This is a genomic window from Bradyrhizobium genosp. P, from assembly GCF_049949265.1.
Lineage (GTDB): Bacteria > Pseudomonadota > Alphaproteobacteria > Rhizobiales > Xanthobacteraceae > Bradyrhizobium.
The window spans coordinates 4,424,551-4,446,564 of record NZ_CP188195.1; the positions used below are offsets into that span (position 1 = coordinate 4,424,551).

The window sequence follows — 22,014 nt, forward strand, 5'->3', positions numbered from 1 at the left end:
CGGGCTGGTTACGCCCAATCGCCCGTGCCAGATTGCGCGGGGAGGATCCTGCCTAAAGTCAAAATCCAAATCGAAATCCAAGCCGAAAAGCCCAAGCAAGAAGAGCATGTTCAAACGAATCCTGATCGCCAATCGCGGCGAGATCGCCTGCCGGGTCATCAAGACCGCTCGCCGCATGGGGATTGAGACGGTTGCCGTCTATTCCGAGGCCGATCGCGACGCGCTGCACGTCGAAATGGCCGATGAAGCCGTCCTGATCGGCCCGCCGGCCGCCGCCGAGAGCTATCTTTTGATCGACAAGATCGTCGAGGCCTGCCGCAAGACCGGTGCTGAGGCCGTGCATCCCGGCTATGGCTTCCTGTCCGAGCGCGAGGCGTTTCCGCGCGCGCTGGAGGCGGCCGGTATCGTGTTCATCGGCCCGAACCCCGGTGCGATCGCCGCGATGGGCGACAAGATCGAATCCAAGAAGGCCGCCGCCAAGGCCAACGTCTCGACCGTGCCGGGACATCTCGGCGTCATCGAGGACGACAAACACGCGGTGCAGATCGCCGACGAGATCGGCTACCCCGTCATGATCAAGGCCTCCGCCGGCGGCGGCGGCAAGGGGATGCGCATCGCGCATTCGAAGTCCGAGGTCGCCGAAGGATTCAACCTTGCGAAAGCGGAAGCCAAGTCGTCGTTCGGCGACGACCGCGTCTTCATCGAGAAATTCATTACCGACCCGCGCCACATCGAAATCCAGGTGCTCGGCGACAAGCATGGCAACGTGATCTATCTCGGCGAGCGCGAATGCTCGATCCAGCGCCGCAACCAGAAGGTTATCGAAGAGGCGCCGTCGCCGCTGCTCGACGAGCAGACCCGACGCAAGATGGGCGAGCAGGCGGTCGCGCTGGCGAAGGCCGTGAGCTACGATTCAGCCGGCACCGTGGAATTCGTCGCCGGTCAGGACAAGAGCTTCTTCTTCCTGGAGATGAATACGCGCCTGCAGGTCGAGCATCCCGTGACCGAATTGATCACGGGTATCGATCTCGTCGAGCAGATGATCCGCGTCGCCGCCGGCGAGAAGCTTGGCCTAGCGCAAAAGGACGTGACGCTGACCGGCTGGGCAGTGGAATCGCGCGTCTATGCCGAGGATCCGTTCCGTAATTTCCTGCCGTCGATCGGGCGTCTCGTGAAGTATCGCCCTCCGGCCGAAGCAAGCCATGACGGCATCACCATCCGCAACGACACCGGTGTGCAGGAAGGCGGCGAGATCTCGATCTATTACGATCCAATGATCGCCAAGCTCGTCACCCACGCCCCGTCGCGCGCGGCCGCGATCGAGGCCCAGGCCACCGCGCTCGATGCGTTCTATGTCGACGGCATCCGCCACAACATTCCGTTCCTGTCGGCCTTGATGAACCATCCGCGCTGGCGCGAAGGGCGGCTCTCGACCGGTTTCATCGCGGAGGAATTCCCGAAGGGATTTTCGGCGCGTCCGCCGGAGGGCGAGATCGCGCGGCGGCTGGCCGCGGTCGCCGCCGCGATCGATCATGTGCTCGGCGAACGCAAACGGCAGATTTCCGGCCAGATGGGCGGCCGCGTGGTGCAGCGGGAGCGCCGCCGCGCGGTGTGGCTCGATCGCGCCGAGATCGCACTCGACGTCGCGCGCGAGGGCGATGCGATCGTCGTGCGCTTCGTCGGCGCGGACGGGCAGGCGGGCAACCCGCACAATCTGGTGTCGACCTGGGCGCCGGGCGAGCCGGTCTGGCAGGGCACCATCGACGGCAATCTGGTTGCCCTGCAGGTGCGCGTGATCAATAACGGCTTCCGCCTCGCACATCAGGGCTTCGAGGTCCCTGTCTTTGTCTTCACCGAGACTGAAGCGGCGTCGGCGCGGCTGATGCCGGTGACCTCGGCGGCCGACACCGGCAAGAAGTTGCTGTGCCCGATGCCCGGGCTCGTGGTGTCGATCGCCGTGACCGAAGGGCAAGAGATCAAGGCCGGCGAGACGCTGGCCGTGATCGAAGCGATGAAGATGCAGAACGTGCTGCGCGCCGAGCGCGACGGCACGGTGAAGAAGATCCACGCCGCCGCCGGCGCCACGCTCGCGGTCGACGCGCTGATCCTGGAGTTCGCATAGCCGTTATCCCGTCATTGCGAGCGAAGCAATCCACCTGTTCGCGCAAGAAAGAATGGATTGCTTCGTCGCTTCGCTCCTCGCAATGACGTTGATGGAGAGGGATGCCATGGCCTTTCGCAAACGACGTGAAGCTCTCCGCTCGATCCTTTTCGGATCGACCTGCATCCGTCCGGGCTCGGTCTATGACGCGACCTCGATCCGGATTGCCGAGGATATCGGCTTCGAGCTCGGGATGTTCGGCGGCTCGGTGGCCTCTCTTGCCGTGCTCGGCGACCCCGACATCGCCCTGATCACGCTGACCGAGCTTGCCGAACAGATGCGGCGGATGTCGCGCGCATCCGCCTTGCCCGTGCTCGTCGATGCCGACCATGGCTACGGCAACGCGCTGAATGTCCGCCGCACCGTGCAGGAGCTCGAAGCCGCCGGCGCCGCGGGCCTCACCATCGAGGATACGCTGCTGCCGCAGGCGTTCGGCGAGGCAAAGACGCAGCTGATCTCACTGGAGGAGGGCGTCGGCAAGATGAAGGCCGCGCTGGACGGCCGCGGCGATCCGTCGCTCGTCGTCATTGGGCGTACCGGCGCCGTCTCGATCACCAATCTCGACGACGCGATCGCGCGTGCCAGGGCCTATGAGGCTGTTGGCGTCGATGCGCTGTTCTTCACCGGCATCAAGGCGCGCGGCGAGCTGGAGGCGATCTCCGCTGCGACGAGCCTGCCGCTCGTGCTCGGCGGCGCGCCGGAGGAGATGACTGCGCCCGACTATCTGGCGAGCCAGCGGGTCAGGATCGCGCTGCAGGGCCACGCGCCGTTCGCTGCGGCGACGCAGGCTGTGTATGAGACCTTGAAGGCGCTGCGCGAGGGTGCCTCGCCGAAGACCTTGAAAGGGATCGCCTCGTCCGAACTGACCGGCCGCGTGATGCGCGAAGCAGCAACAAAAGCCCGCGCCGGTGATTTCCTTAACCTGAAGAAATGACCGGCGCGATCCGCCACGTTGTTGTTCGCGGCCGCGTGCAGGGCGTCGGCTATCGCGCCTGGGTCGCGGAGCAGGCGAGATCACATCGCCTCGACGGCTGGGTTCGCAATCGCCGCGACGGCAGTGTCGAGGCGGTGTTTTCCGGACCCGAGGATATAGTTGCCGAGATGATTGCATCATGCCGGCGCGGGCCGCTTTTGGCGCACGTGGATGACGTGCAAGTTGAGACAGGCGATTCCGACCTTTTGAACCTGCGCCGGGCAGGCGAGCGGTTTTCGTTCCTGCCCACGGTCTGACCGCCGCCATCCGTTCATCGTTGGCATGACTGACGCCTCCAGCTAGGCCAGACCCTGGCTCTTGACTTCCGCTCCGAACTGTCTGATATTTCTGTTATGACAGAAATAACCGCCAAGAAGAAACTCCCCACCGCCGTCGAGCGCTTCATCCTGCACTGGGGCGACATGGGTGACCAATGGGGGGTCAATCGATCGGTCAGCCAGATCCACGGGCTGCTTTATCTGGCGGAAGCGCCGATGACGGCCGAGGACATCGCCGACACGCTCGGTATGGCGCGCTCCAACGTCTCCAATTCGATCAAGGAACTTCTGTCCTGGGGATTGATCCGGCGCGTGCCGATCCTCGGCGACCGCCGCGACCACTTCGAGGCCGAGACCGACATCTGGGAGGTCGCGGCGCGAATCGCGGCCGGCCGCAAGGAGCGCGAGATCGATCCTGCCGTCGCGGCCTTGCGCACCTGCGTCTCCGATGCCGCCGATGACCCGAGCATCAGCCCGGTCGCCAGCAAACGTCTGAAGGAGATGCTGGCGTTCACCGAACTGGTCGACCGCTGGTATGCGCAGATGCTGAACGTGCCGCGGCCACGCCTGGTCGCGCTGATCAAGCTCGGCGAGAAGATTGTGAGTTTCCTGCCCATGGGCAAAGCCAAATAGGGACGGCGCATAGCGGGAGTGTGCGATGACGTCAGCAAGGACATCCAGCCTCAGGACATCGCCGGTCGCGGATACAAAACTGCTCGACGATCGTCGCTTCCGTGCATTGCTGCCGGACGAGGATTGGGGCCGTCTGCCGCTGGCGATCTGGCGGCGATTTTCCAAGCGTTTCGAGGACGGCAACACCGTCGTCTATGTCGGCGAGGTCGATGAGGCCTGTTCGAGCCGGATCGGCTGGTGGCTTGCGCAAGCTGCGCGCCTGATCGGCGGACCGCTCCCGACCGGCACCGAGACGCATGTGCCGATGATCGTCACGGTTACCGAGGACGCGGCAAGCGGCGGCCAGATCTGGACCCGCATCTGCGCGCGCCGCGACGGGTTTCCGCAAGTGATTCATTCCGCCAAGCGCTTCGCCGGCCCGACCGGGCTCGAAGAATATGTCGGCTTCGGCGTCAGCATGGCGCTGCGCATCGCGGTCGAGCATGAGGCGCTGGCGTTCCACAGCGTGAGCTATTCGCTGCAGATCGGCGGCCTGCGGCTTTCGCTGCCGGTTTGGTTGACACCCGGCGATCTCACGGTGACCCACTCCGATCTCGGCGACGGCGCCTTCCGCTTCACGCTAGAGATCGTTCACCCGCGTTTTGGCCGGCTGATACGTCAGTGCGCCGTGTTCAGGGAGGCCTCATCATGACGCCGCTGCTGTGGACCCTGGTCGCTATCCAGATCGCGATGGGTGCGTTCGACACCTTCTATCACCATGAATTCACCGAGCGGCTGGCCTGGCGCCCCTCGCAGCGCCACGAGCTCGAGCTGCACAGCCTCCGCAACATGCTCTATGCGCTGTTGTTCCTGGTGCTCGGCTGGCTGGAGGTGCACGGCATTTTTGCGATCGCGATCATCGCCGTGCTGGTGATCGAGGTCGTCATCACGCTGATGGATTTTGTCGAGGAGGATCTGAGCCGGAAACTGCCGCCGAGCGAGCGGATCAATCACACGCTGCTCGCGATCAATTACGGCGCCATTCTCCTGCTATTGTTGCCGGTCCTGATCGACTGGGCGATGCGGCCGACCGGGATCGAGCCGGCTTACGCCGGGCTGCTGAGCGTCTTCGCGACCGCGTCGGCGATCGGCGCAGCTGTCTTCGCCGTGAGGGATATTGCCGCTGCCCGGCGGCTCGGGCGGATGACGAGCGCATCTGCGGCAACCCTCGTCGACAAATTGCCGGCACGGCAAACCGTGCTTGTCACCGGCGCGACCGGCTTCATCGGCAGCCGCCTGGTCGCAAGCCTGACCGCATCGGGTCATCAGGTGATTGCGCTGATCCGCAATCCGGCCAAGGCCGAGATGCTGCGGCCGCCGATCACGCTGATCACCAGCCTCGACCAGTTGCCCGCGGAGACGAGGATCGATGCGATCGTCAACCTCGCGGGCGAGCCGATCGGCAATGGCCTGTGGACCGAAGCCAAGCGCCGTGAAATCGTTGCGTCGCGCGTCCATCTTACGACCGAAATCGTCAAGCTGATCGCGCGGCTCGAGCACAAACCGTCCGTGCTGGTGAGTGGATCTGCGATCGGCTGGTATGGACTCTGGCAGGACCAGGTGCTCACCGAGTCGGCGAAATCCCACGCTTGCTTCAGCCATGAGCTGTGCGAAGCTTGGGAGAATGCGGCCAAGCCCGCCGGCGATCACGGCGTACGCGTGGTGTATCTGCGGGTTGGTCTCGTGATCGGAACTGACGGTGGGTTTATCACGCGGATGCTGACGCCGTTTGAGTTCGGTCTCGGCGGTCCGCTCGGCTCAGGCAGGCAGTGGATGTCCTGGATCGAACGCGACGATCTGGTCCGCCTGATCGCGCACGTGGTGGCGAGACCCGGACTCTCGGGTCCCATCAACGCGACTGCGCCGATTCCCGTGACCAACGCGACGTTCACCGAGGAGTTGGGACGCCGCCTGCGCCGTCCGGCGATCTTCCGCGTTCCTGCTGCGCTGCTCCGCACCGTCGGTGGCGACTTCGCCGATGAACTCCTGCTCGGCGGCCAGCGCGTGCTGCCTAACAAGGCGCTGAGCAACGGCTTTGTGTTCCGCCACGAAACCCTGCGCAGCGCATTCGAGGCGATCCTGTAGCGCGCATATCAGGCTGTCGCGGCGACACTTCGGAATGTCGCCGCCAGTGTTCGCAGCGCCGCCAGCTTGGTGGGATCGCCTTCGAATGCAGCATCACCTTTGAGGCACCGAGCGGCGGCAATTTGTGCGCGGGTCCGATGTCGACCAGGCCCGGCGGTGCGATGCGGCGGGCGAGGGGCGCCACCGCAAGGCCCGCGAGCGCTGCCGCGACCACGGCGGTGACGCCGCCGCCGACGAAGCTTTCGGTCCAGACGATGCCTGCCTTGGCCGTGTCCGAACTCACGGCCAGGATCCTGCACAAGGATCCCAAGGTCACCGCTGTTATCGTGAAGTCGGCCGATGCCGCCGACTGGTTTGCTGGGGGCAAGTCGCTCGCCGAACAGAAGCTCGCGAGCTACTGGCTCGACATCCACGTGACCGAAGGCACCAACACCAAGGACGAGAAGGGGGCCTATCTCGCTGCGTTGTTCCAGCGGATCGAGAATCTGCTCGGTCCTCTCCATAACGAAACCTACGCGCATGTCGACGAGGTCAAGGGCGATGCCTACGGCTTCGGCGGCCTGACCCAGGAGCGCCGTTATATCGCCGGCAAGCTCGAGGTCTCACCGCAGAAGGCCGCCGCGTGATCTTGGCGGGCGTGAAGCTCATGGACACTGCGCGTTGATGGCGCTCTCGATCGTGGCAGTCCAGGCGGCGTATCCATCGGCACTCAGATGGACGCCGTCCGGCACCACCGGGCTGGTTTTCGTCGGCAGCGCGCCGACGTCGATCAGCGAGGCTGTACCCTCGCGGGCGGCCTGTCGGATCACCCGGTCGATCTCCGCAAAGCGCGCCCGGTCGATCTCATCGGCCATCACGCCTGACGCCGCGACCGGCGCCAGCGACACGACGAAGACCTTGCCGCCAAGCGCGACTGCGCGGCGCACGATCTCCGGATAGGTTTCGGCAAACGGACGGCGATCGATGCGAATGCTGTCGTTGACGCCGACCGCAATCACGAGAACGGCCGGAGCAAACCGGATGCGCTCGAACGCCTCGACCAGGCGCAGCACGCCGCTGGCGACCGCGCCGCCATAGGCGGCGTTGATCACGGGCCGGCCGCAGAGCGTCGGCGAAAAGCTCGCGCCCTCGACCAGGCTGTCGCCGACGAAGACGACCGGCTTCGCTCCGCTCCGCTGCGCCACGAACTCCTGGATCCGCTGCAGGATCGCTTTCTCGCGGCGTTCGGCAATCGGTGTGTCCAGCATGTAGAACAACAATCCAGCTACGATCAAAACGACCATACCGACCAGGAAACGCTTGCGCATCGGATCACACGGCGGGCTGTTCGCGAGCGGCTGTCGCTGCCGCGGCGGCCCCGAATATCTCCGAAAACGCCTGCTTGAGGGCGATGTCGACGTCGGCCGTCGTCACCGGCAGCCCGAGATCGACCAGCGAGGTGACGCCGTAGTGCGGATCGACCACGCCGCACGGCACGATCGCCTGGAAATGCGAGAGCTCGGGGTCGACGTTGATCGCGAAGCCGTGGAACGAGACCCAGCGGCGCAGGCGGACGCCGATCGCTGCGATCTTGTCCTCGAAGCCCAAACCCTTGTCGGGGCGCCTGACCCAGACCCCGACACGGTCCTCGCGGCGCTCGCCGCGGACGTTGAAGGCCGCGAGCGTGCGGATGATCCATTCCTCGAGCGAAGCGACATAGGCGCGCACGTCCGGCCGCCGCCGCTTCAAGTCGAGCATCACGTAGCCGACTCGCTGGCCGGGACCGTGATAGGTCACCTGGCCGCCGCGGCCGGTCTGAAACGTCGGAAAGCGCGGGTCGAGCAGGTCGTCGGCCTTGCCGCGGGTCCCGGAGGTGTAAAGCGAGGGGTGCTCGAGCAGCCACACCAGCTCCGGCGCGGTACCATCCGCAATCGCGGCTACCCGGGTATCCATCGCGGCAAGGGAATCGGGGTAGGGGACCGGACGGTCCGAAACCTGCCATTCGACGGGGCCGCTGCCCGAGGGCAGGGCAAAAGTCGTCAAATCAAGGCTTTGGCGGTCGTTAACCATTGGCTAACTCTAACGTGGTCAGGTGAATCCACAATTTAGTTCCAGTTCGGCGGTTCAGAAGTGCCCACCCTCGATAAAGTCAGCGTTGATCTCATGGTGGTCCTCGGCACGACCACCATGCCTATACACCAGGTTATGCGGCTGTCCCGCGGTGCCATCATCGAACTGGACGCCACCGAGGCTGACGAGGTCAAAATCCTCGCCAACAACCTTCCGGTGGCCAGCGGCGTGGTCTTGGTCGACCGCAACCGGATTGCGGTCGAGGTCAAGCAAATGCTGCCGAAATCGCCCGGTGTTCGGTAGTTAATTCCGTCACCAACCGCCTTGTCCCTGCATCCGTGATTTGTTACATGGCCCCGTCGATCCGGCGGTGCCCCATGGGTTCCACGCCGGAATCCCGAGCGCTCGTGGCGGAATTGGTAGACGCGCTGCCTTGAGGTGGCAGTGAGTAAAATCGTGGGGGTTCGAGTCCCTCCGAGCGCACCATACCCACGCTTAAGTACTTGAACTTACAGCGTCTTTTTTTCGAATGTTACTACGCAAAGTTACTACTTTGTCCGCAGCCGGCGTTCCCGTGCTGTTCGCGGCTGGCAGCCGCATGAACTCATCCGAGTGATTGGCTCTAATCGAATGCGACAATTTTCTCCATGCCGGTGATGCCGAGCTTCTCTCGATTCGCCTGCGCGATGTAATGTGCTGGCATCTTTGGATCGGTCCAACCGAACATCGCCATCATCTGGCTCTCGGTGCAGTCGGCATGGGCGGCCACCTCGGCCCGGGCCTTGCGCACGCCGTGGCAGCTTTTCTTGGGTTCGTTGACGTCGGCGAGGACCGCGTATGAAAACGTGCCTTGGTCGAAACCAACGGTCGTGAGGCAATCGTCCCAGTTCGTGGTTTTGGACTCGTTACCAGTCAGAATGCATGACGGAGAACATTTGCATGTCGCCAGTAGAATTACAGGCCCTGAGTTGGGGTTAAGCGCAGCCAACTTTTCCCTCGCGGCGTAGGGTGAAAGGTCGAGGCTGGGATGAAGTCGACGTTGGAAGAATTGCAGGCGCTCCGACTGGTTCGGGCATTCTGTAAAATCAAAGACCCGGATAAGCGGAAAGAGGTGCTCGACTATGTCGAGGCTCAGGCGAGGCCTGAAAAGAAGTAGGGCGGGATTGTTCGAACGAACCGGCTCACACGCACACAATGAAGCCCATCATCCCGGCCCGCCGGGTGGCCAGGCCTCAGCCACCGCTGGCGATGCAATCGGGACCGTCCCCCGTGGCGGCGTATCGCGATGAATGCCGATAAGTCGTTAGAAGAGAAGCTGTGTGCGTTGCAGTTCTATTTGGACCAAACCCATGCGAACCTAAAGCGTGATTTCCTTACGAGAGGATGGTGGCGTCGCCCTGCGTGGAAATCGGCGGGTCGCTCTCTCGGGCACGCGCCGTCCGCACAGACGACGACCGTGGCACAAACCTTGCGCCCCTTGGCGCAATGCGTCTTCTGCCCCGCCCCAAACGGTCCATCACACAAGGGGCGGGGAGAGTTCTCAACCAACGGACCGTCGCTCAAAGGCCCTTGTAGACTGGCTTGCGCTTCTCCTTGAACGCACGAGCGGCCTCGGTGTGATCCTCCATTGTCATGGTGATCCGCTCGAGAGCGTGGCTGGCATCGAGGATCAAGTTCACCTGGTCTTTGATAGCCTTGTTCACGCTAAGCTTGGTCCAGCGTACGGACCAGGGTGCCGCATCGGCAAGTTCGCGTGCGAGTTCCATCGCCGCCGACAGCACTTCGGCCCTAGGCCGAACGTAGTTGACGAGCCCGATGCGTTCGGCTTCGATACCGGTGATCGCCTTTCCCCGCATAAGGTATTCCTTCGCGCGGTTCGGTCCGAGCAGCATCGGCCAGATGATCGCACCGCCGTCGCCGGCCACGAGGCCGACCTTTGCGTGAGGATCGAGAATCTTCGCATCCTCGGCCATTACCGAGATATCGCAGAACAGCGCCGCCGTCGCCGCAAGGCCTGCGCATGTGCCGTTGATCGCGCTGATGATCGGCTTGTCGCAATTGAGGATGTCGTTGACCATATCGCGGCTGCGGCTGCGGTAGGGCTTTTCCCCCTCGTGAAGAAAATCGCCGCCCGGCCGCTCTGACATTTGTTTCACGTCGCCCCCGACGCTGAAGTAGTCTCCCGCACCGGTCAGGACGATCGCATAGACATCGTCGTCGTCGGTCAGCTCCGCCCAGACGTTGTGGATCTCATGGATCAGCGTTCGGTTCATCGCGTTATAAGGCGGGCGATTGAGGGTCGCCACCGCGATCCTATCCTTCACCTCGACCTTGAGTGCCTCATAGTGGGAATATTTGGACATTGGTCCTCCTGATGGTGGTGCTGCGCTGGCGCGTCCGCGGCTTGGTCGGACCATTAAAGGGATCGACGAATATCAGTCAAGGAAATCTGAGATGCACAGGCTGACTTTTCTGATGGCCGCGATTGCGGAGCGTGCGTCCGCAAGCCGAGAAATGAAGGCGGTGGTCCAAATCCTGGCGACCGTCAGCTCTTAAGCGGCAATGCACGCGTCGAACGAGCGCAGCCGAGAAGCCCCTTGACTGTCGCGCCCGGCCAAATTACCAATTGGTCTGACCAATATCATTTAGTCGTCCGTGAAGAGCGGCTAAGCGATTGAGCTAGAATCGCATTTGTCGTTGTGGACTGTTTTGCGATTGCAGGGTTTTGATGCTTCGAGCATCGGAACCCTGCAATTTCATTTTCAGGATTCCGTCGAATCGCCAGTCATGATTCCGTCGTCGCATCGGAGGTGGCGATGCGACCGAAGAAGCACAGGACGACGGGATCGGGCGATCTGTTCCGGGCCAGGCTGGACCAGATCATCAATATGAAGCACGAGCTGGTTCAGCTCGCCGGCAAAGTCGATTGGGACTGGATCGACGGTGAGATCGCGCCACTCTATAGCGAGAACGGTCGGCCAGGCATCGCGACCCGATTCATGATCGGGCTGCTGTTGCTCAAGCACATTTATGGCCTGTCCGATGAGGGGGTGTGCGAGCGCTGGGTCCACGACCCGTACTTCCAGTTCTTCACCGGCGAAGAGTTCTTTCAGCACGCCTTCCCGCACGAGCGCTCGGACCTGAGCCACTGGCGCAAACGGCTCGGCGACAAGCTGGAGCTGTTGCTGGCCGAGAGCTTGCGGGTGGCGCACGAGGCCGGCGCGTTACGCAGCCAGGACCTCAAGCGGGTCACGGTCGATACCACCGTGCAGCCGAAGGCGATCACCTTCCCGACCGATGCCAAGCTGCTGCACGCGGCGATCAAGGGGCTCAACCGCCTGGCGAGGAAGCACGGGGTCAAGCTGCGGCAGTCCTACCTTCGCATTGCCAAGACCGCGGCAATGATGGCGGGGCGCTACGCCCATGCCAAGCAATTCAAACGGCATCAGCGGCAGTTGCGCATCCTGCGTAGCCGGCTGGGCCGGATCATCCGCGATCTCCGCCGCAAGATCGAAGGTCAGGCTGTGATCGAGAACGCGTTCGCCCTCCCGCTCAGCCGGGCTTCGCAGATCCGCTCGCAGCAGCAACGCCAGCGCGGCTGGAAGCTCTATTCCTTCCACGCCCCGGAGGTGGAGTGCATCGGCAAGGGCAAAGCAGCCGCGCCTTACGAGTTCGGCGTCAAAGCCTCCATCGTCACCAACAACCGCCTGGCTCCTGGGGGCCTGTTCGTGCTGCACGCCACGGCGCTACCCGATAACCCGTACGACGGTCATACCTTGCAGGACGTCATTGACCGCACCGAGACACTCACCGGCTGCGCGATCGAGCGGGCCTATGTCGACAAGGGATACCGCGGTCACAACGCACAAAATCCCCGCCGAATCTTCATCTCTGGCCAGAAGCGCGGCGTCTTCGGTGTCATCAAGCGCGAGCTGCGCCGCCGCTCCGCCATCGAACCCATCATCGGACACCTGAAGACCGATGGTCACCTCGGCCGCTGCTACCTCAAAGGCCGCGCCGGCGATGCGGCTAACGTCATCCTCTCAGCCGTCGGCCACAACTTCCGCCGCATCATCGCCTGGCTAAGGGCTCTTTGGTGCCTGATCCTGACCACCCTCATCGCTGCCGCCAGCGACCGCTCTCCGCTTAATTCGGTTTCTTAACGGACGACCATTTAGTCCGTCGACCCAACGGCAAGGCAAGCACCGCTCCGCATGGGGAGGGCAGGTCGACGTGAATAAAACGGGCTGGTCGGGAGCTCCCTCCGAACTGGTCAACAGGAGGAAACGATGAACGTCGCCAGCTTCAGAGCGATTGTGTGCTGCCTTGGCTTGATCTGCTGTGGCGCGCCGGCTTCAGCTCAAAAGAGTTATGGTCCTGGTGTAAGCGATACCGAAATAAAGATCGGCCAAACAAACACATACAGCGGTCCGGCTTCAAGTTACGGAATGATCGGCAAGGTCGAGGCCGCGTACATCAACAAGATCAATGCCGCTGGAGGCGTCAACGGGCGCAAGATAACATTTATCTCTCTCGATGACGCCTATAGCCCCGCAAAAGCCGTCGAGCAGGTTCGCAAGCTCGTGGACCAGGACAACGTCCTCGCGCTGATGGGCATCATGGGAACGCCGAGCAATCTTGCTGTCGCGAAGTACCTCAATAACAACAAGGTTCCTCAGCTTCTGAGCGCAAGCGGGTCGCCAAAGCTTATGGATCCTCACACTTATCCGTGGACGACGGTCTTCTACCTGCCACAAGAAGTTGAGGGTCGTCTCCTGGGCCAATGGCTGCTCACTGAGAAGCCTCAAGCCCGGATCGGGGTGCTCTATCAAAACGACGATTTCGGCAAGGGCTATCTGACCGGGCTCAAAGCGGCCTCGGGCGAAGCCGCTTCGAAGATGATCGTGAAAGAAGAGAGTTATCAGTTGTCCAACCCCACCGTGGATTCGCAACTGCTTGTGCTGAAGGCAGCCAACATCGATACGATCTACATCGCCGCCGCCCCGAAGTTCGCCGCCCAGACGTTGAGGAAGATCAGCGAGCTCGGTTGGAGCGTCGAACGCATCATCACTGGCGCATCATCGTCTGCGCGAGCGGTACTGCAGCCGGCAGGTCTGGATGCGTCGAAAGGAGTGCTCGCCACTCTCTATATCAAGAACCCGGACGATCCGATGTGGGCCGATGATCAAGCAACGAAGGATTATCTCGCATTCATGAAGGAATGGGCACCAAACGAGCCCTCGACCGAGTCGCTCGCTGTGATGGGTTATTCGGTCGCTCAGACGATGGTCGAAATCCTGAGGAGGTGCGGCGACAATTTGACCCGCGAGAACCTTCTGTCGGTCGCGACCAACATCAAAGGCTATCAACTGCCGATGTTCATTCCAGGGCTCGTAATCAACGTATCGCCAACCGATCGGGTGGCCATGAAGCAGGCTCGCCTGGGCAGGTTCAATGGAGTCAGCTGGGAATTTGTCAGCGACGTTGTGTCCCGGCAGGAACAGTAGTGGCGCGAGGAATGGAGGTGGGTGCAGATCAATATCATTCGCTTGGGAGCGTTGTACGAGCTCCCAGAGGCAAGTTGCCGAGCTCAAGCTGTGATGCCCAATTCCACGTGTTCGGTCCAACGGATCAATATCCGATCAGGCCGAATGCAGCCTATTCGATGCCACTGGCCACGCTCTCCGTAGCCCTGGAGATGCACAAGCTTCTTGGTTTTCGGCGAGGAATGATCGTGCAAAGCACCGTCTATGGTGCCGATAATTCGTGCCTGCTCGACGCATTGAAAATAGCCGGCGCGAATTACAGAGGAACCGCGATCATTGACGACTCAACTGCCGATTCCGATCTGGATCGAATGCACTTGGCCGGGGTGCGTGCGGCACGATTCAATTTCCATCGCCGCCTGAATTTGATGCCGAGTGACAGCTCGTTCGAAAAGGCTGTTCAGCGAGTCAAAGAGAGAGGATGGCACGCCAAGATAAATACGACGCCTGGCGCGTTGGTTACTCTGATGCCGCTATTGAAGCGTCTGCAGGTCAGGTTCGTCGTTGACCACATGGGCGGGCGTGACTTGCCCCCGTCGTCGACCATCGACGTTCTTCCGCTGCTCCTCGAGCTCGTTGAACTCGATAACTGCTGGATCATGCTTTCAAACGGTGATCGGCGCTCGGTCAAAGGAAAGCCATGGGACGACTCGGTTGCGCTTGCGCGGGAGCTCATCTCGAAAGCACCAGACCGAATGATATGGGGCTCTGACTGGCCTCACCCCATGATTCCGGTGAGCGAGAAGCTCAAGGATGACGGCGAGCTGTTGGATCTGGGGATGCGATATGCCGACGGGGACGAGCACATTCTGAGAAAAATCTTCGTCGATAATCCTGCGAAGCTATTCGGCTTCTCGGCGTCAGCGTGAAGGAAGGCCTGCGTTCGATTGAGCGCCGCAGGGTGTGGAAAGGAAACGGCATGTCCTCGAAGATCGACGTCAAGCATCACGCCATCGGCGAGCTGCAGGTCACAAGGGTGGAGGAGATGTGTCACCTGGTCTCGCCACCCCACGATTGATATCTCGATTATAGCGCGGAGGAACTGGAGCCGCATTTGGATTGGCTGGCTCCGCGCTTTTACGATCGAACCGCCGGTCGTCCAATTTCATGCATCCACAGCTGGGTGCTAAAGACGTCGAAGCACACCATTCTCGTGGATAGCTGCACGGGAAATCACAAATCGCGTCCTGATTTTCCGATGTTCGACATGCTGAATACGCCTTATCTGGAACGACTGTCAGAGGCCGGCGTGAAACCCGAGGACATCGATATTGTTCTGTGCACGCACCTGCATGTGGATCATGTCGGCTGGAACACGAAACTGGAGAATGGCCGATGGGTGCCGACGTTTCCGAATGCGAAGTACCTGATGTCTCGCGTCGATAACGAATATTATGCTGCCGCCGCGAGTGATCCAGCTACCAAGCCTCTTACGCGAAACACCTATAACGATAGCGTCTTGCCGGTTATCGAGTGCGGTATGGCGCACTTCGTCGAAGGCGCCGAGGAGATTGGACCGGGTCTCGTACTACGTCCAAGTCCCGGTCATACCCCAGGTCATGTGTGCTTGGACGTGAATTCGAAGGAACAGCGAGCTCTGTTCTGCGGCGATGTTCTGCATCATCCACTGCAAATTCCGCTTTGGCATTGGCGGACCAGGGTCTGCTACGATCCAAGTCAGGCTCGCGATACCCGCCGCGAAGTTCTGGAGTATTGCGCGGAGAACGACGTTCTCCTGCTGCCTCAACATTTCGCAAACCCACACGGCACTTATGTGAAAGCATCTGCCGGCACATTCATGCCGGATTTCATCCGGTTCTAATGGGGGCATCGCAGCCTGTCCTGGCTCTGCCGGTAGAGGCCGGTCCTTGCTACGAGCGTTGTCGACAACTGCTCAGGCGTCCTCCGAGGCGAGAGTTACGCCGACGGTCGTAGGGCTCGCAAGGAGAGTCGTCCGGTGTTGTGCCCTGCTCGAGACGGCTTGCCGAGTCCGCAGCGATACTGGGCGAGTACGGCAACCTGCCTTTCCATGGGCTTGGCTGTTTTGGCCACTTCCCTCGCGAACGTCGCACTTCCGGTCATCGCTCGCAGCTTTCAGGTCGGTCCCTCTTCAGTCACCTGGGTCGTCGGGAGCTATCAGTTCGCAGCGACAGTGACGCTGCTGCCGCTCTCGGCTTTGGGAGAGTTGTTCACATACCGGCGCGTATTCCTTTTCGGAATGGCTATCTTTCTCGCGGCGTCGCTAGGATGCGTATTCGCACCCAGCTTAAGCGTTCTCGTACTTTCCAGGGGCATCCAGGGAATCGGAGCCGCCGCGATGATGGGGACCAGCTCGGCTCTGATTCGATTCATTTATCCAGCTCCGATGCTCCCACGAGGGATGGGGAGCGTGGCGGCCGTGGTCGCGTTGGCATCGGCGGCGGGACCTCCCTTGGCAAGCGCGATGCTGGCCTTCGTCGAATGGCGTTGGCTGTTCTCGATCGGCCTCCTGGGAGCATCCGCCTTTCTCATCGGATGGCGAACCCTTCCAGGGTCGCCACGAGGAGGTCACAAATTCGATCTGTTGAGCGCTGTCCTGTATGGACTCAGTTTGGGAGCAATCGTCCTGGGCGTCGACCTGATTTCCAGGGACATTCTCCTGTTTGGATCGTGCGAGCTGGTGGGTATCGTCGTGGGAGCGTGCCTGGTCTGGCGGCAGCGATTCCTTGATGTCCCGCTCTTGCCTTTCGATCTGCTCAGGCGACCGCTTTTTTCCACGTCGATCGGAGCTTCGGCTTGCTGCTTTGCCGCGCAGATGTTGGCTTTCGTATCCTTGCCGTTCCTTCTTCAAGTGCAACTCGGTTTGTCCGTGGTCGAAACAGGATTGCTTATGACTCCGTGGCCTTTGGCGACCGTCGTGATGACGCCAATAGCAGCGAGATTGTGTAGCCGCGGTAACCTCTCGCTCATTGCCGGCTGCGGACTGTTAACGATGGCTTCCGGCCTCGTCTTGACAGGGTATCTAGTCCCAACATCGAGCTATCTGAACATAGTGTGGCGCTTGGGGTTGGCCGGCTTAGGCTTCGGCTTATTTCAACTGCCGAACAACACCTTGATCATCGGAGCGGCGCCGGCGGAGCGAGTCGGTAGTGCAGGGGGTCTGTTGGCGACAGCGAGGCTCCTGGGACAGACGGTTGGCGCAGCTGTGGCGGCGGTAATCCTGTCCATTTGCGGCTCTGCCGGATCCCCGCTGGGTCTCAAGCTCGCGGGTGCTGCGGCCGTCTTGGCGGCGATTATCAGTGTCCTGCGCTCGACATTGGCGCCAGGACGCTAGTCGCAACGGATCGGCGGCGGTTTTGATCTACAGTCGAATTCCGCGTCGGACGGACGCCTGGTCCCGAGCGACATGCTCGGGAGGCCAACTGGAGCCGCTCGGTCCCCGCGATCCAAAGATCGGACCCAAGGGCGGCGCTAACACCGAGACAGGGGGCTGTTGACATTCGGAACTAGCCCGATCACTGAAATATCGAGATTTATCGCCGGACAGGACCCTTCGAAGCATCGCCATGAAAGCCAGCAAAGCCAAGCAAAATCCCAGCCGTCCTCCAAGGTTGCCCTCGGTCCTTCCTATCAAGGTCGATCTACCATCCCGCGCGTTCGATACGATTTGTCAGAAGGTCCGCGACTTGCTGGCAGACGGCTCTCTCAAGCCCGGAGACAAGCTTCCGGCCGAACGTCAGCTAGCTGAGCAGTTTGGCGTTGGACGCAGCGCGCTCAGAGAAGCGTTGCGCACGCTCGAGGCAGCGGGAATTCTCACCCTGAAGAAGGGTGCCCATGGGGGGGCCTTCATACGGCAGGGCGATCCGAGCCGGGTCACACAGGTGATTTAGGATCTCCTCTATCTCGGGTCGATCTCGCTTGAGAATTTGACCGAGGCTCGCATCATAGTTCAAGAGTTGATCATACGGCTTGCGTGCGAGCGAGCAACACCCGCGGACCTTGCCGCGCTTGATAAGTGCATCGATCTGGAAGAGCAGCTGACGATAGAAAAGAAATTCTCCGAGCGTCTCAACGTCTCGATGCAGTTTTATGAATTGTTGGCCGCGGCAGCTCATAATCCGGTACTGTCGATTACCGTGGACGCTATGACGAAGATATTGTTAAGCGTGTTGCGGATACTGCACTCGACCGGTGTGACAAGACCGAACGCCAATCTCGTACAGGCCCGGCGAGCCTTCATGGCGAAGCTTCACGCGCGCGACGCGGTCGGTGCTGCAGCGGAGTTGAAGGCGCACCTCATCTCAGTTCATCAGCAGTTGAACAGAGCTCCGCTGCACCCCGGGAAGCCGCCAGAAAAGCGCGCGAGAGTCCGGTCGCGCCCGGCACCTCGCGCAACAAGAACGTGATGACCCGTGTCGCCGCACTGCTCGACGTCATGCAGGTCTGGGAGATCATCAATGTTGGCGATCGAGGAAACTGCGTCGCGCGGAGGTCTACAATCCGTGGACGACGCGCGAAGAGAATATTATCGTCTGACTGTAGCTCCCGATTGCTGAAGTCCTTCAGCGTCCTCGTGTCGCTCACCAAGTACCTCCGAAAGAACTTCGCTGGTGTGTTCTCCGAGTTGCGGCAACCGCTGCCGGGCTCGTACCAGGCTTCGCGATAACTTATAGGGTGGATTGGCGACCAAAAATGGTTCCTGGGAAGTCCCGACCCGTTCGAAGGATCTGCGGTGCTCGGACTGTGGATCGGCCATCGCTTCGACAACCGTCCGGTACATAGCGCACGGAACTCCCGCACGCATCAGCAGGTCTTCGCATTCGGCGCCGGACCGTTGCGCAGTCCAACCTTCGATGATGTCAAGCAGTGCGATCCAGTTTTGCTCTTTGGCTTCAACAGTGGCAAACCTCGCATCCGTCTTTCCCTCAGGAAAGTCGATGGCCTCGAAGAGAGCCGCTAGATTTTTCGGAGTGACGGCGGCAACCATCACAAAGCCGTCCTTGGACCGCACCGGTTGGTAGACCTGACGTGCCTTCCCCGAGGGATTCTGCGCGGCTTGGATTTCGTAGATGAGCATTCCCATAACGCAATCCATCAGCGAAAGGTCGATTTGTTGTCCGTTTCCAGTCTTCTCGCGATCATAGAGCGCCAAATTGATTGCGCTGGTCGCATGCGCCGCAGCGAGGACATCGGCTATGAATATTCCGTTGTTTGGAGGGCGCTCCGCGTTTCTCTGATACTCCATGTTGGCCATGTCCAATCCAGACGCCGCATGGATCACTGGCGCATACGCTGGCCAATGCGAACGTGGGCCGGACTGGCCGAAGCCGGAGATCGAGCAGTAGATTAGTCGAGAATTCCTTCTGGACAGCGTGTCGAAATCCAGTCCGAGCCGTTTCATGACTCCTGGGCGGAAGTTTTCAACTAAAACGTCCGCATTGTCCGCCAAGTGTAGGGCAGCTTGCCGTCCTTCATCGGTCGCTAGATCAAGTACGATGCTGCGCTTGCCGCAATTCATCGAGGCGAAATATGTGCTGATATCGGATCGGTAAGGGGCGCGCCGGCGCATTGTATCTTCCGAAGGTGGTTCCACCTTGATCACATCGGCCCCTGCGTCGGCGAGCGCCCTCGTGCACATTGGTCCAGACATAATCATCGTGAAATCGATCACCCGGACGCCCGCCAGCGGCTCGTGTAAGTGATCCTTATCGTCACTATCGAACTGGATCGGCGTCACGGTCGTCTGCTGCGGTGCTGTCATGTGCTGGGCGTTCCTACTTATTTTATGAGGTACGCTCTAATAGGTCTGACCAATAAAGGCAACCATAAAAGCCTTTCCCAAGTTTCATTCCCAAGGCCGACGCTGAGCCGGTCGCAGTGGAGGCTTTTGCGCAAGTCGGCCTTGACGAGAGGCGGATCGAATGAATATAATGGTCAGACCAAAGGATGGATACGCTTATGCTCGAATATCATTTGCCTACCGAAGAAGATCGTCGACTGCTCCGTGATTCGGTTCGGAACTTTCTGCTTAGCCATTGGCCTGAGCAGGGAGCGGTGCAAAGGGGGATGGAGCCCGATCAGATTCGGAAAATTTCCGATCAGCTTGCAGCTCAGGGTTTGGCAGAACTCGGAAATGATCCCCGACAGGGCGGCCTCAGCGAGATCCTGATTGTGCAGGAGGAATTGGGCCGGGCGGCCTGTCCCGCCCCGATGCTTGCCGCCTCGCTGGCAAACATCCTCTTCGACCGCTACAAGGTTGGCAATCAGCTTGTCGTAAATCTATTGGAAGAACTACACTCCGGACGAGCGCTCACCGCAATTGCCTTCGGACCGCTGGATGGGGACAGGACCGCGTGTGCCTATACCTTCAAGGATGGGCGCGTCTCCGGAGAAGTTAGATACCTCGACGTCGCGCATTGTGCGACGCACTTTATTCTGACGACATCGGCTGACAGCGTGGCGATTGTCGAGGCGAAGGCTGCCGGCGTATCCGCTATTCCCACGCGGGTGTTGGGCGGCGAGGGATTGGCGACGGTCACTTTCGACCGAGTGTTGCCGCTGACGACGCTGCAGGTTGACCCGTCCTCCTTGGTTGATCTCTGTCGTGTTGCGCGGCTCGCCCTCTCAGCTCGTGCATTTGGAGCCGCCGACAGGGCATTTGAGCTCGTTGTGGCATACGCAAAGGAGCGTAAGCAGTTCGGTCGGCCGATCGGAAAATTCCAGGCAATTCAGCATAAGCTCGCGAATTGCCGGATCTCGCTCCTCGGCGTTGGACTCGCCATTAAGAATGCCGGTCAGAACTACGACAAGGGTGTAGCGGCCTGGCGGGTCTTCGCAGCCGCAGCTTGCGCGGCCGCTAGTCCCGCACTGAGACAAGCCGCTCTAGAAACCCATCATGCATTCGGTGCGATTGGATATGCGGAAGACCACGAGGCACCCCGTCACTTCAAGCGGGTGCACCAAGACGTCCTGCGGCACGGCGGCGTCAGGCGAGCGCGGGAAGAATTGGCCGCCTTCATCCTGGATGAAGGCAATTCGCTTCCGGAGTACGACCTTGGCCCGGAAGCGAATGAATTCCGTGAGGAGGTGAGGTCGTGGCTGAAATCGCATTGGACTTCCGAGCGCCAGGAGGAGATGCGAGGACGTCCCAATGCGCACCGGGAGTATCATGCTGAATTCGCGCGTGATCTCGGCAAGACGGGATGGATTGGTCTCAACTGGCCGAAGGAGCATGGTGGGCAGGAACGCTCCCCGTTGGAAAATCTTGCCTTCGTTGAAGAACTCGCTCGTCACGAAGCGCCGCGGGTAGGTGCCCCCATCCAGGCGACATCCTGGATGCTGTTCGGTACCGACGAACAGAAGAAGAAATATTTGCCGGAGATTCTGTGCGGCGATGCGATCTACGGAATGTGGTATAGCGAGCCGAATTCCGGTTCGGATCTCGCCTCGATGCGCACACGGGCGGTGAAGGATGGAGACGAGTGGGTCATCAATGGCCAGAAGATCTGGACGACGAGCTACTGGGGCGACTACATGTGGCTCGCCGCCAAGACGGACACCGAGGCCAATCCGCCGCACGCCGGCATCAGCATGTTTTGCATCCCCACTGGAATCAAGGGAGTCACGATCAGGCCCGTAAAGACGATGTACGACGGGGAGTTCATCAACACGTTCCTGGACGACGTTAGAGTACCGGCAGAGTGTATGGTTGGAAAGTTGAATGGTGGATGGGAAGTGCTGACCGGCTCGCTCGGTACGGAGCGAGGCATCGTTGGCGCCAATCTTATTGCGAAGCTGATGCGGTCGTTCGAGATCGCCTGCGACTACATCAGGAATACGCAATCGACCGGCGGGCCTCTGAGCAAGGATCAGACGGTGAGGGATATGATTGGCTCCTTTGCGGCCCAGATCGAGCTTGGCAGGCAACTGGCCCTGCATTGCGCGATCATGGCAGGAAACGGGGAAACCCCGCATGACCTGGGGGCAATCGCAAAGGTCCACGCGGGCGAAACGACCGAACGTTTCTACGAGGCCATCCAGGAAACACTGGGCACGGAGGCGGCCCTGTCGAAGGACAGTCATGGCGCAATCTTGCGCGGGCGCCTTGATCAGCAGTTGCGTCACTCGCTGATGTGGGTGATCTCGATCGGAACGAACGAGATACAGCGCAACCTCATTGCGACCCACGGTCTGGGGTTGCCGCGCTGACGACAGGAAGGAGAGATGGTCGCGGCGTCGACGGTGTGACGCGCGGCGGGCGGCGCCCGACAG

The 22,014-nt window shown here is 60.9% G+C and carries 22 protein-coding genes, 1 tRNA gene and 1 pseudogene; 18 read left to right on the forward strand and 6 right to left on the reverse strand.

All coding sequences use genetic code 11. The features are described from left to right. Positions 1-106 precede the first annotated feature (106 nt). The 6 genes from ACP2YO_RS21320 (at position 107) to ACP2YO_RS21345 (ending at position 6,169) form a co-directional block, all read left to right on the forward strand. Positions 107-2,122 (forward strand): acetyl-CoA carboxylase biotin carboxylase subunit, encoded by a 2,016-nt coding sequence (locus tag ACP2YO_RS21320; protein ID WP_426442549.1) that lies wholly within the window; start codon positions 107-109, stop codon positions 2,120-2,122. 106 nt (positions 2,123-2,228) lie between these two features. Beyond that, on the forward strand, positions 2,229-3,095 hold the full coding sequence (locus tag ACP2YO_RS21325; protein ID WP_426442550.1) for an isocitrate lyase/PEP mutase family protein: 867 nt from the start codon (positions 2,229-2,231) through the stop codon (positions 3,093-3,095). Beyond that, on the forward strand, positions 3,092-3,391 hold the full coding sequence (locus ACP2YO_RS21330) for an acylphosphatase (RefSeq protein ID WP_426442551.1): 300 nt from the start codon (positions 3,092-3,094) through the stop codon (positions 3,389-3,391). Before ACP2YO_RS21325 ends, ACP2YO_RS21330 begins: the two co-directional genes overlap by 4 nt. A 96-nt stretch (positions 3,392-3,487) precedes the next feature. Next, positions 3,488-4,045 (forward strand): GbsR/MarR family transcriptional regulator, encoded by a 558-nt coding sequence (locus ACP2YO_RS21335; protein WP_426442552.1) that lies wholly within the window; start codon positions 3,488-3,490, stop codon positions 4,043-4,045. A gap of 25 nt (positions 4,046-4,070) precedes the next feature. Beyond that, positions 4,071-4,736 carry a DUF4166 domain-containing protein gene (locus tag ACP2YO_RS21340; RefSeq protein WP_426442553.1) on the forward strand — a complete coding sequence of 222 codons (666 nt, stop codon included), beginning with the start codon at positions 4,071-4,073 and terminating at the stop codon, positions 4,734-4,736. After that, positions 4,733-6,169, forward strand: coding sequence for a TIGR01777 family oxidoreductase (locus ACP2YO_RS21345; RefSeq protein ID WP_426442554.1), 1,437 nt, complete (start codon positions 4,733-4,735; stop codon positions 6,167-6,169). Before ACP2YO_RS21340 ends, ACP2YO_RS21345 begins: the two co-directional genes overlap by 4 nt. 8 nt (positions 6,170-6,177) lie before the next feature. On the opposite strand, the pseudogene ACP2YO_RS21350 reads toward ACP2YO_RS21345, so the two are convergent. After that, positions 6,178-6,434, reverse strand: a pseudogene (locus ACP2YO_RS21350) (LysR family transcriptional regulator); the annotation flags it as partial. Between ACP2YO_RS21350 and ACP2YO_RS21355 the strand changes: the two are divergent. Continuing rightward, on the forward strand, positions 6,424-6,795 hold the full coding sequence (locus ACP2YO_RS21355) for a tautomerase family protein (RefSeq protein WP_426442555.1): 372 nt from the start codon (positions 6,424-6,426) through the stop codon (positions 6,793-6,795). The pseudogene ACP2YO_RS21350 and the gene ACP2YO_RS21355 sit on opposite strands and share 11 nt — an antisense overlap. A gap of 18 nt (positions 6,796-6,813) precedes the next feature. Here ACP2YO_RS21355 and ACP2YO_RS21360 read toward each other — a convergent pair whose 3' ends face one another. Together ACP2YO_RS21360 and lipB are read right to left on the reverse strand one after the other, a co-directional pair. Next, entirely contained in the window at positions 6,814-7,476 is a 663-nt protein-coding gene (locus ACP2YO_RS21360; RefSeq protein ID WP_426442556.1) for an SGNH/GDSL hydrolase family protein, read from the reverse strand. 4 nt (positions 7,477-7,480) lie between these two features. Then, a complete protein-coding gene (gene lipB, locus ACP2YO_RS21365) occupies positions 7,481-8,218 on the reverse strand; it encodes a lipoyl(octanoyl) transferase LipB (RefSeq protein ID WP_426442557.1) in 738 nt (245 codons plus the stop codon). 60 nt (positions 8,219-8,278) lie between these two features. Between lipB and ACP2YO_RS21370 the strand changes: the two genes are divergently transcribed. After that, the gene (locus ACP2YO_RS21370) at positions 8,279-8,521 is read left to right on the forward strand and encodes a FliM/FliN family flagellar motor switch protein (RefSeq protein ID WP_426442558.1); all 243 of its coding nucleotides are present in this window, start codon (positions 8,279-8,281) and stop codon (positions 8,519-8,521) included. Positions 8,522-8,619: 98 nt separating this feature from the next. Next, positions 8,620-8,704 (forward strand) — tRNA-Leu (locus ACP2YO_RS21375). 136 nt (positions 8,705-8,840) lie between these two features. Here the strand turns inward: ACP2YO_RS21375 and ACP2YO_RS21380 are convergent. Next, positions 8,841-9,206 carry a hypothetical protein gene (locus tag ACP2YO_RS21380; RefSeq protein WP_426442559.1) on the reverse strand — a complete coding sequence of 122 codons (366 nt, stop codon included), beginning with the start codon at positions 9,204-9,206 and terminating at the stop codon, positions 8,841-8,843. Between the two features lie 39 nt (positions 9,207-9,245). On the opposite strand from ACP2YO_RS21380, the gene ACP2YO_RS21385 reads away from it, so the two are divergent. After that, positions 9,246-9,374: a hypothetical protein gene (locus tag ACP2YO_RS21385; protein WP_426442560.1), complete on the forward strand. Its 129-nt coding sequence runs from the start codon at positions 9,246-9,248 to the stop codon at positions 9,372-9,374. Between the two features lie 403 nt (positions 9,375-9,777). Here ACP2YO_RS21385 and ACP2YO_RS21390 read toward each other — a convergent pair whose 3' ends face one another. Then, positions 9,778-10,581, reverse strand: a complete 804-nt coding sequence (locus ACP2YO_RS21390) for an enoyl-CoA hydratase/isomerase family protein (RefSeq protein WP_426442561.1) — start codon at positions 10,579-10,581, stop codon at positions 9,778-9,780. Between the two features lie 453 nt (positions 10,582-11,034). Here ACP2YO_RS21390 and ACP2YO_RS21395 point away from each other — a divergent pair, with 453 nt between their 5' ends. From ACP2YO_RS21395 to ACP2YO_RS21425, 7 genes are all read left to right on the forward strand, one after another. Beyond that, positions 11,035-12,381, forward strand: coding sequence for an IS5 family transposase (locus ACP2YO_RS21395; RefSeq protein WP_426436472.1), 1,347 nt, complete (start codon positions 11,035-11,037; stop codon positions 12,379-12,381). 126 nt (positions 12,382-12,507) lie between these two features. Continuing rightward, positions 12,508-13,725 carry an ABC transporter substrate-binding protein gene (locus tag ACP2YO_RS21400; RefSeq protein WP_426442562.1) on the forward strand — a complete coding sequence of 406 codons (1,218 nt, stop codon included), beginning with the start codon at positions 12,508-12,510 and terminating at the stop codon, positions 13,723-13,725. A gap of 11 nt (positions 13,726-13,736) precedes the next feature. After that, positions 13,737-14,633 carry an amidohydrolase family protein gene (locus ACP2YO_RS21405; protein WP_426442563.1) on the forward strand — a complete coding sequence of 299 codons (897 nt, stop codon included), beginning with the start codon at positions 13,737-13,739 and terminating at the stop codon, positions 14,631-14,633. 284 nt (positions 14,634-14,917) lie between these two features. Further along, positions 14,918-15,586, forward strand: coding sequence for an MBL fold metallo-hydrolase (locus ACP2YO_RS21410; protein WP_426443277.1), 669 nt, complete (start codon positions 14,918-14,920; stop codon positions 15,584-15,586). A 207-nt stretch (positions 15,587-15,793) separates the two neighbouring features. Continuing rightward, positions 15,794-17,077, forward strand: a complete 1,284-nt coding sequence (locus ACP2YO_RS21415; protein WP_426442564.1) for an MFS transporter — start codon at positions 15,794-15,796, stop codon at positions 17,075-17,077. 232 nt (positions 17,078-17,309) lie between these two features. After that, a complete protein-coding gene (locus tag ACP2YO_RS21420) occupies positions 17,310-17,633 on the forward strand; it encodes a FadR/GntR family transcriptional regulator (protein ID WP_426442565.1) in 324 nt (107 codons plus the stop codon). Positions 17,634-17,699: 66 nt separating this feature from the next. After that, complete coding sequence (locus ACP2YO_RS21425) at positions 17,700-18,149, forward strand: FadR/GntR family transcriptional regulator (RefSeq protein ID WP_426443278.1); 450 nt, start codon at positions 17,700-17,702, stop codon at positions 18,147-18,149. A gap of 119 nt (positions 18,150-18,268) precedes the next feature. Here the strand turns inward: ACP2YO_RS21425 and ACP2YO_RS21430 are convergent, their stop codons facing one another. After that, positions 18,269-19,504: a CaiB/BaiF CoA transferase family protein gene (locus ACP2YO_RS21430; RefSeq protein ID WP_426442566.1), complete on the reverse strand. Its 1,236-nt coding sequence runs from the start codon at positions 19,502-19,504 to the stop codon at positions 18,269-18,271. 197 nt (positions 19,505-19,701) lie between these two features. On the opposite strand from ACP2YO_RS21430, the gene ACP2YO_RS21435 reads away from it, so the two are divergent. Beyond that, a complete protein-coding gene (locus ACP2YO_RS21435; RefSeq protein ID WP_426442567.1) occupies positions 19,702-21,951 on the forward strand; it encodes an acyl-CoA dehydrogenase family protein in 2,250 nt (749 codons plus the stop codon). The last annotated feature ends 63 nt before the right edge of the window (positions 21,952-22,014 follow it).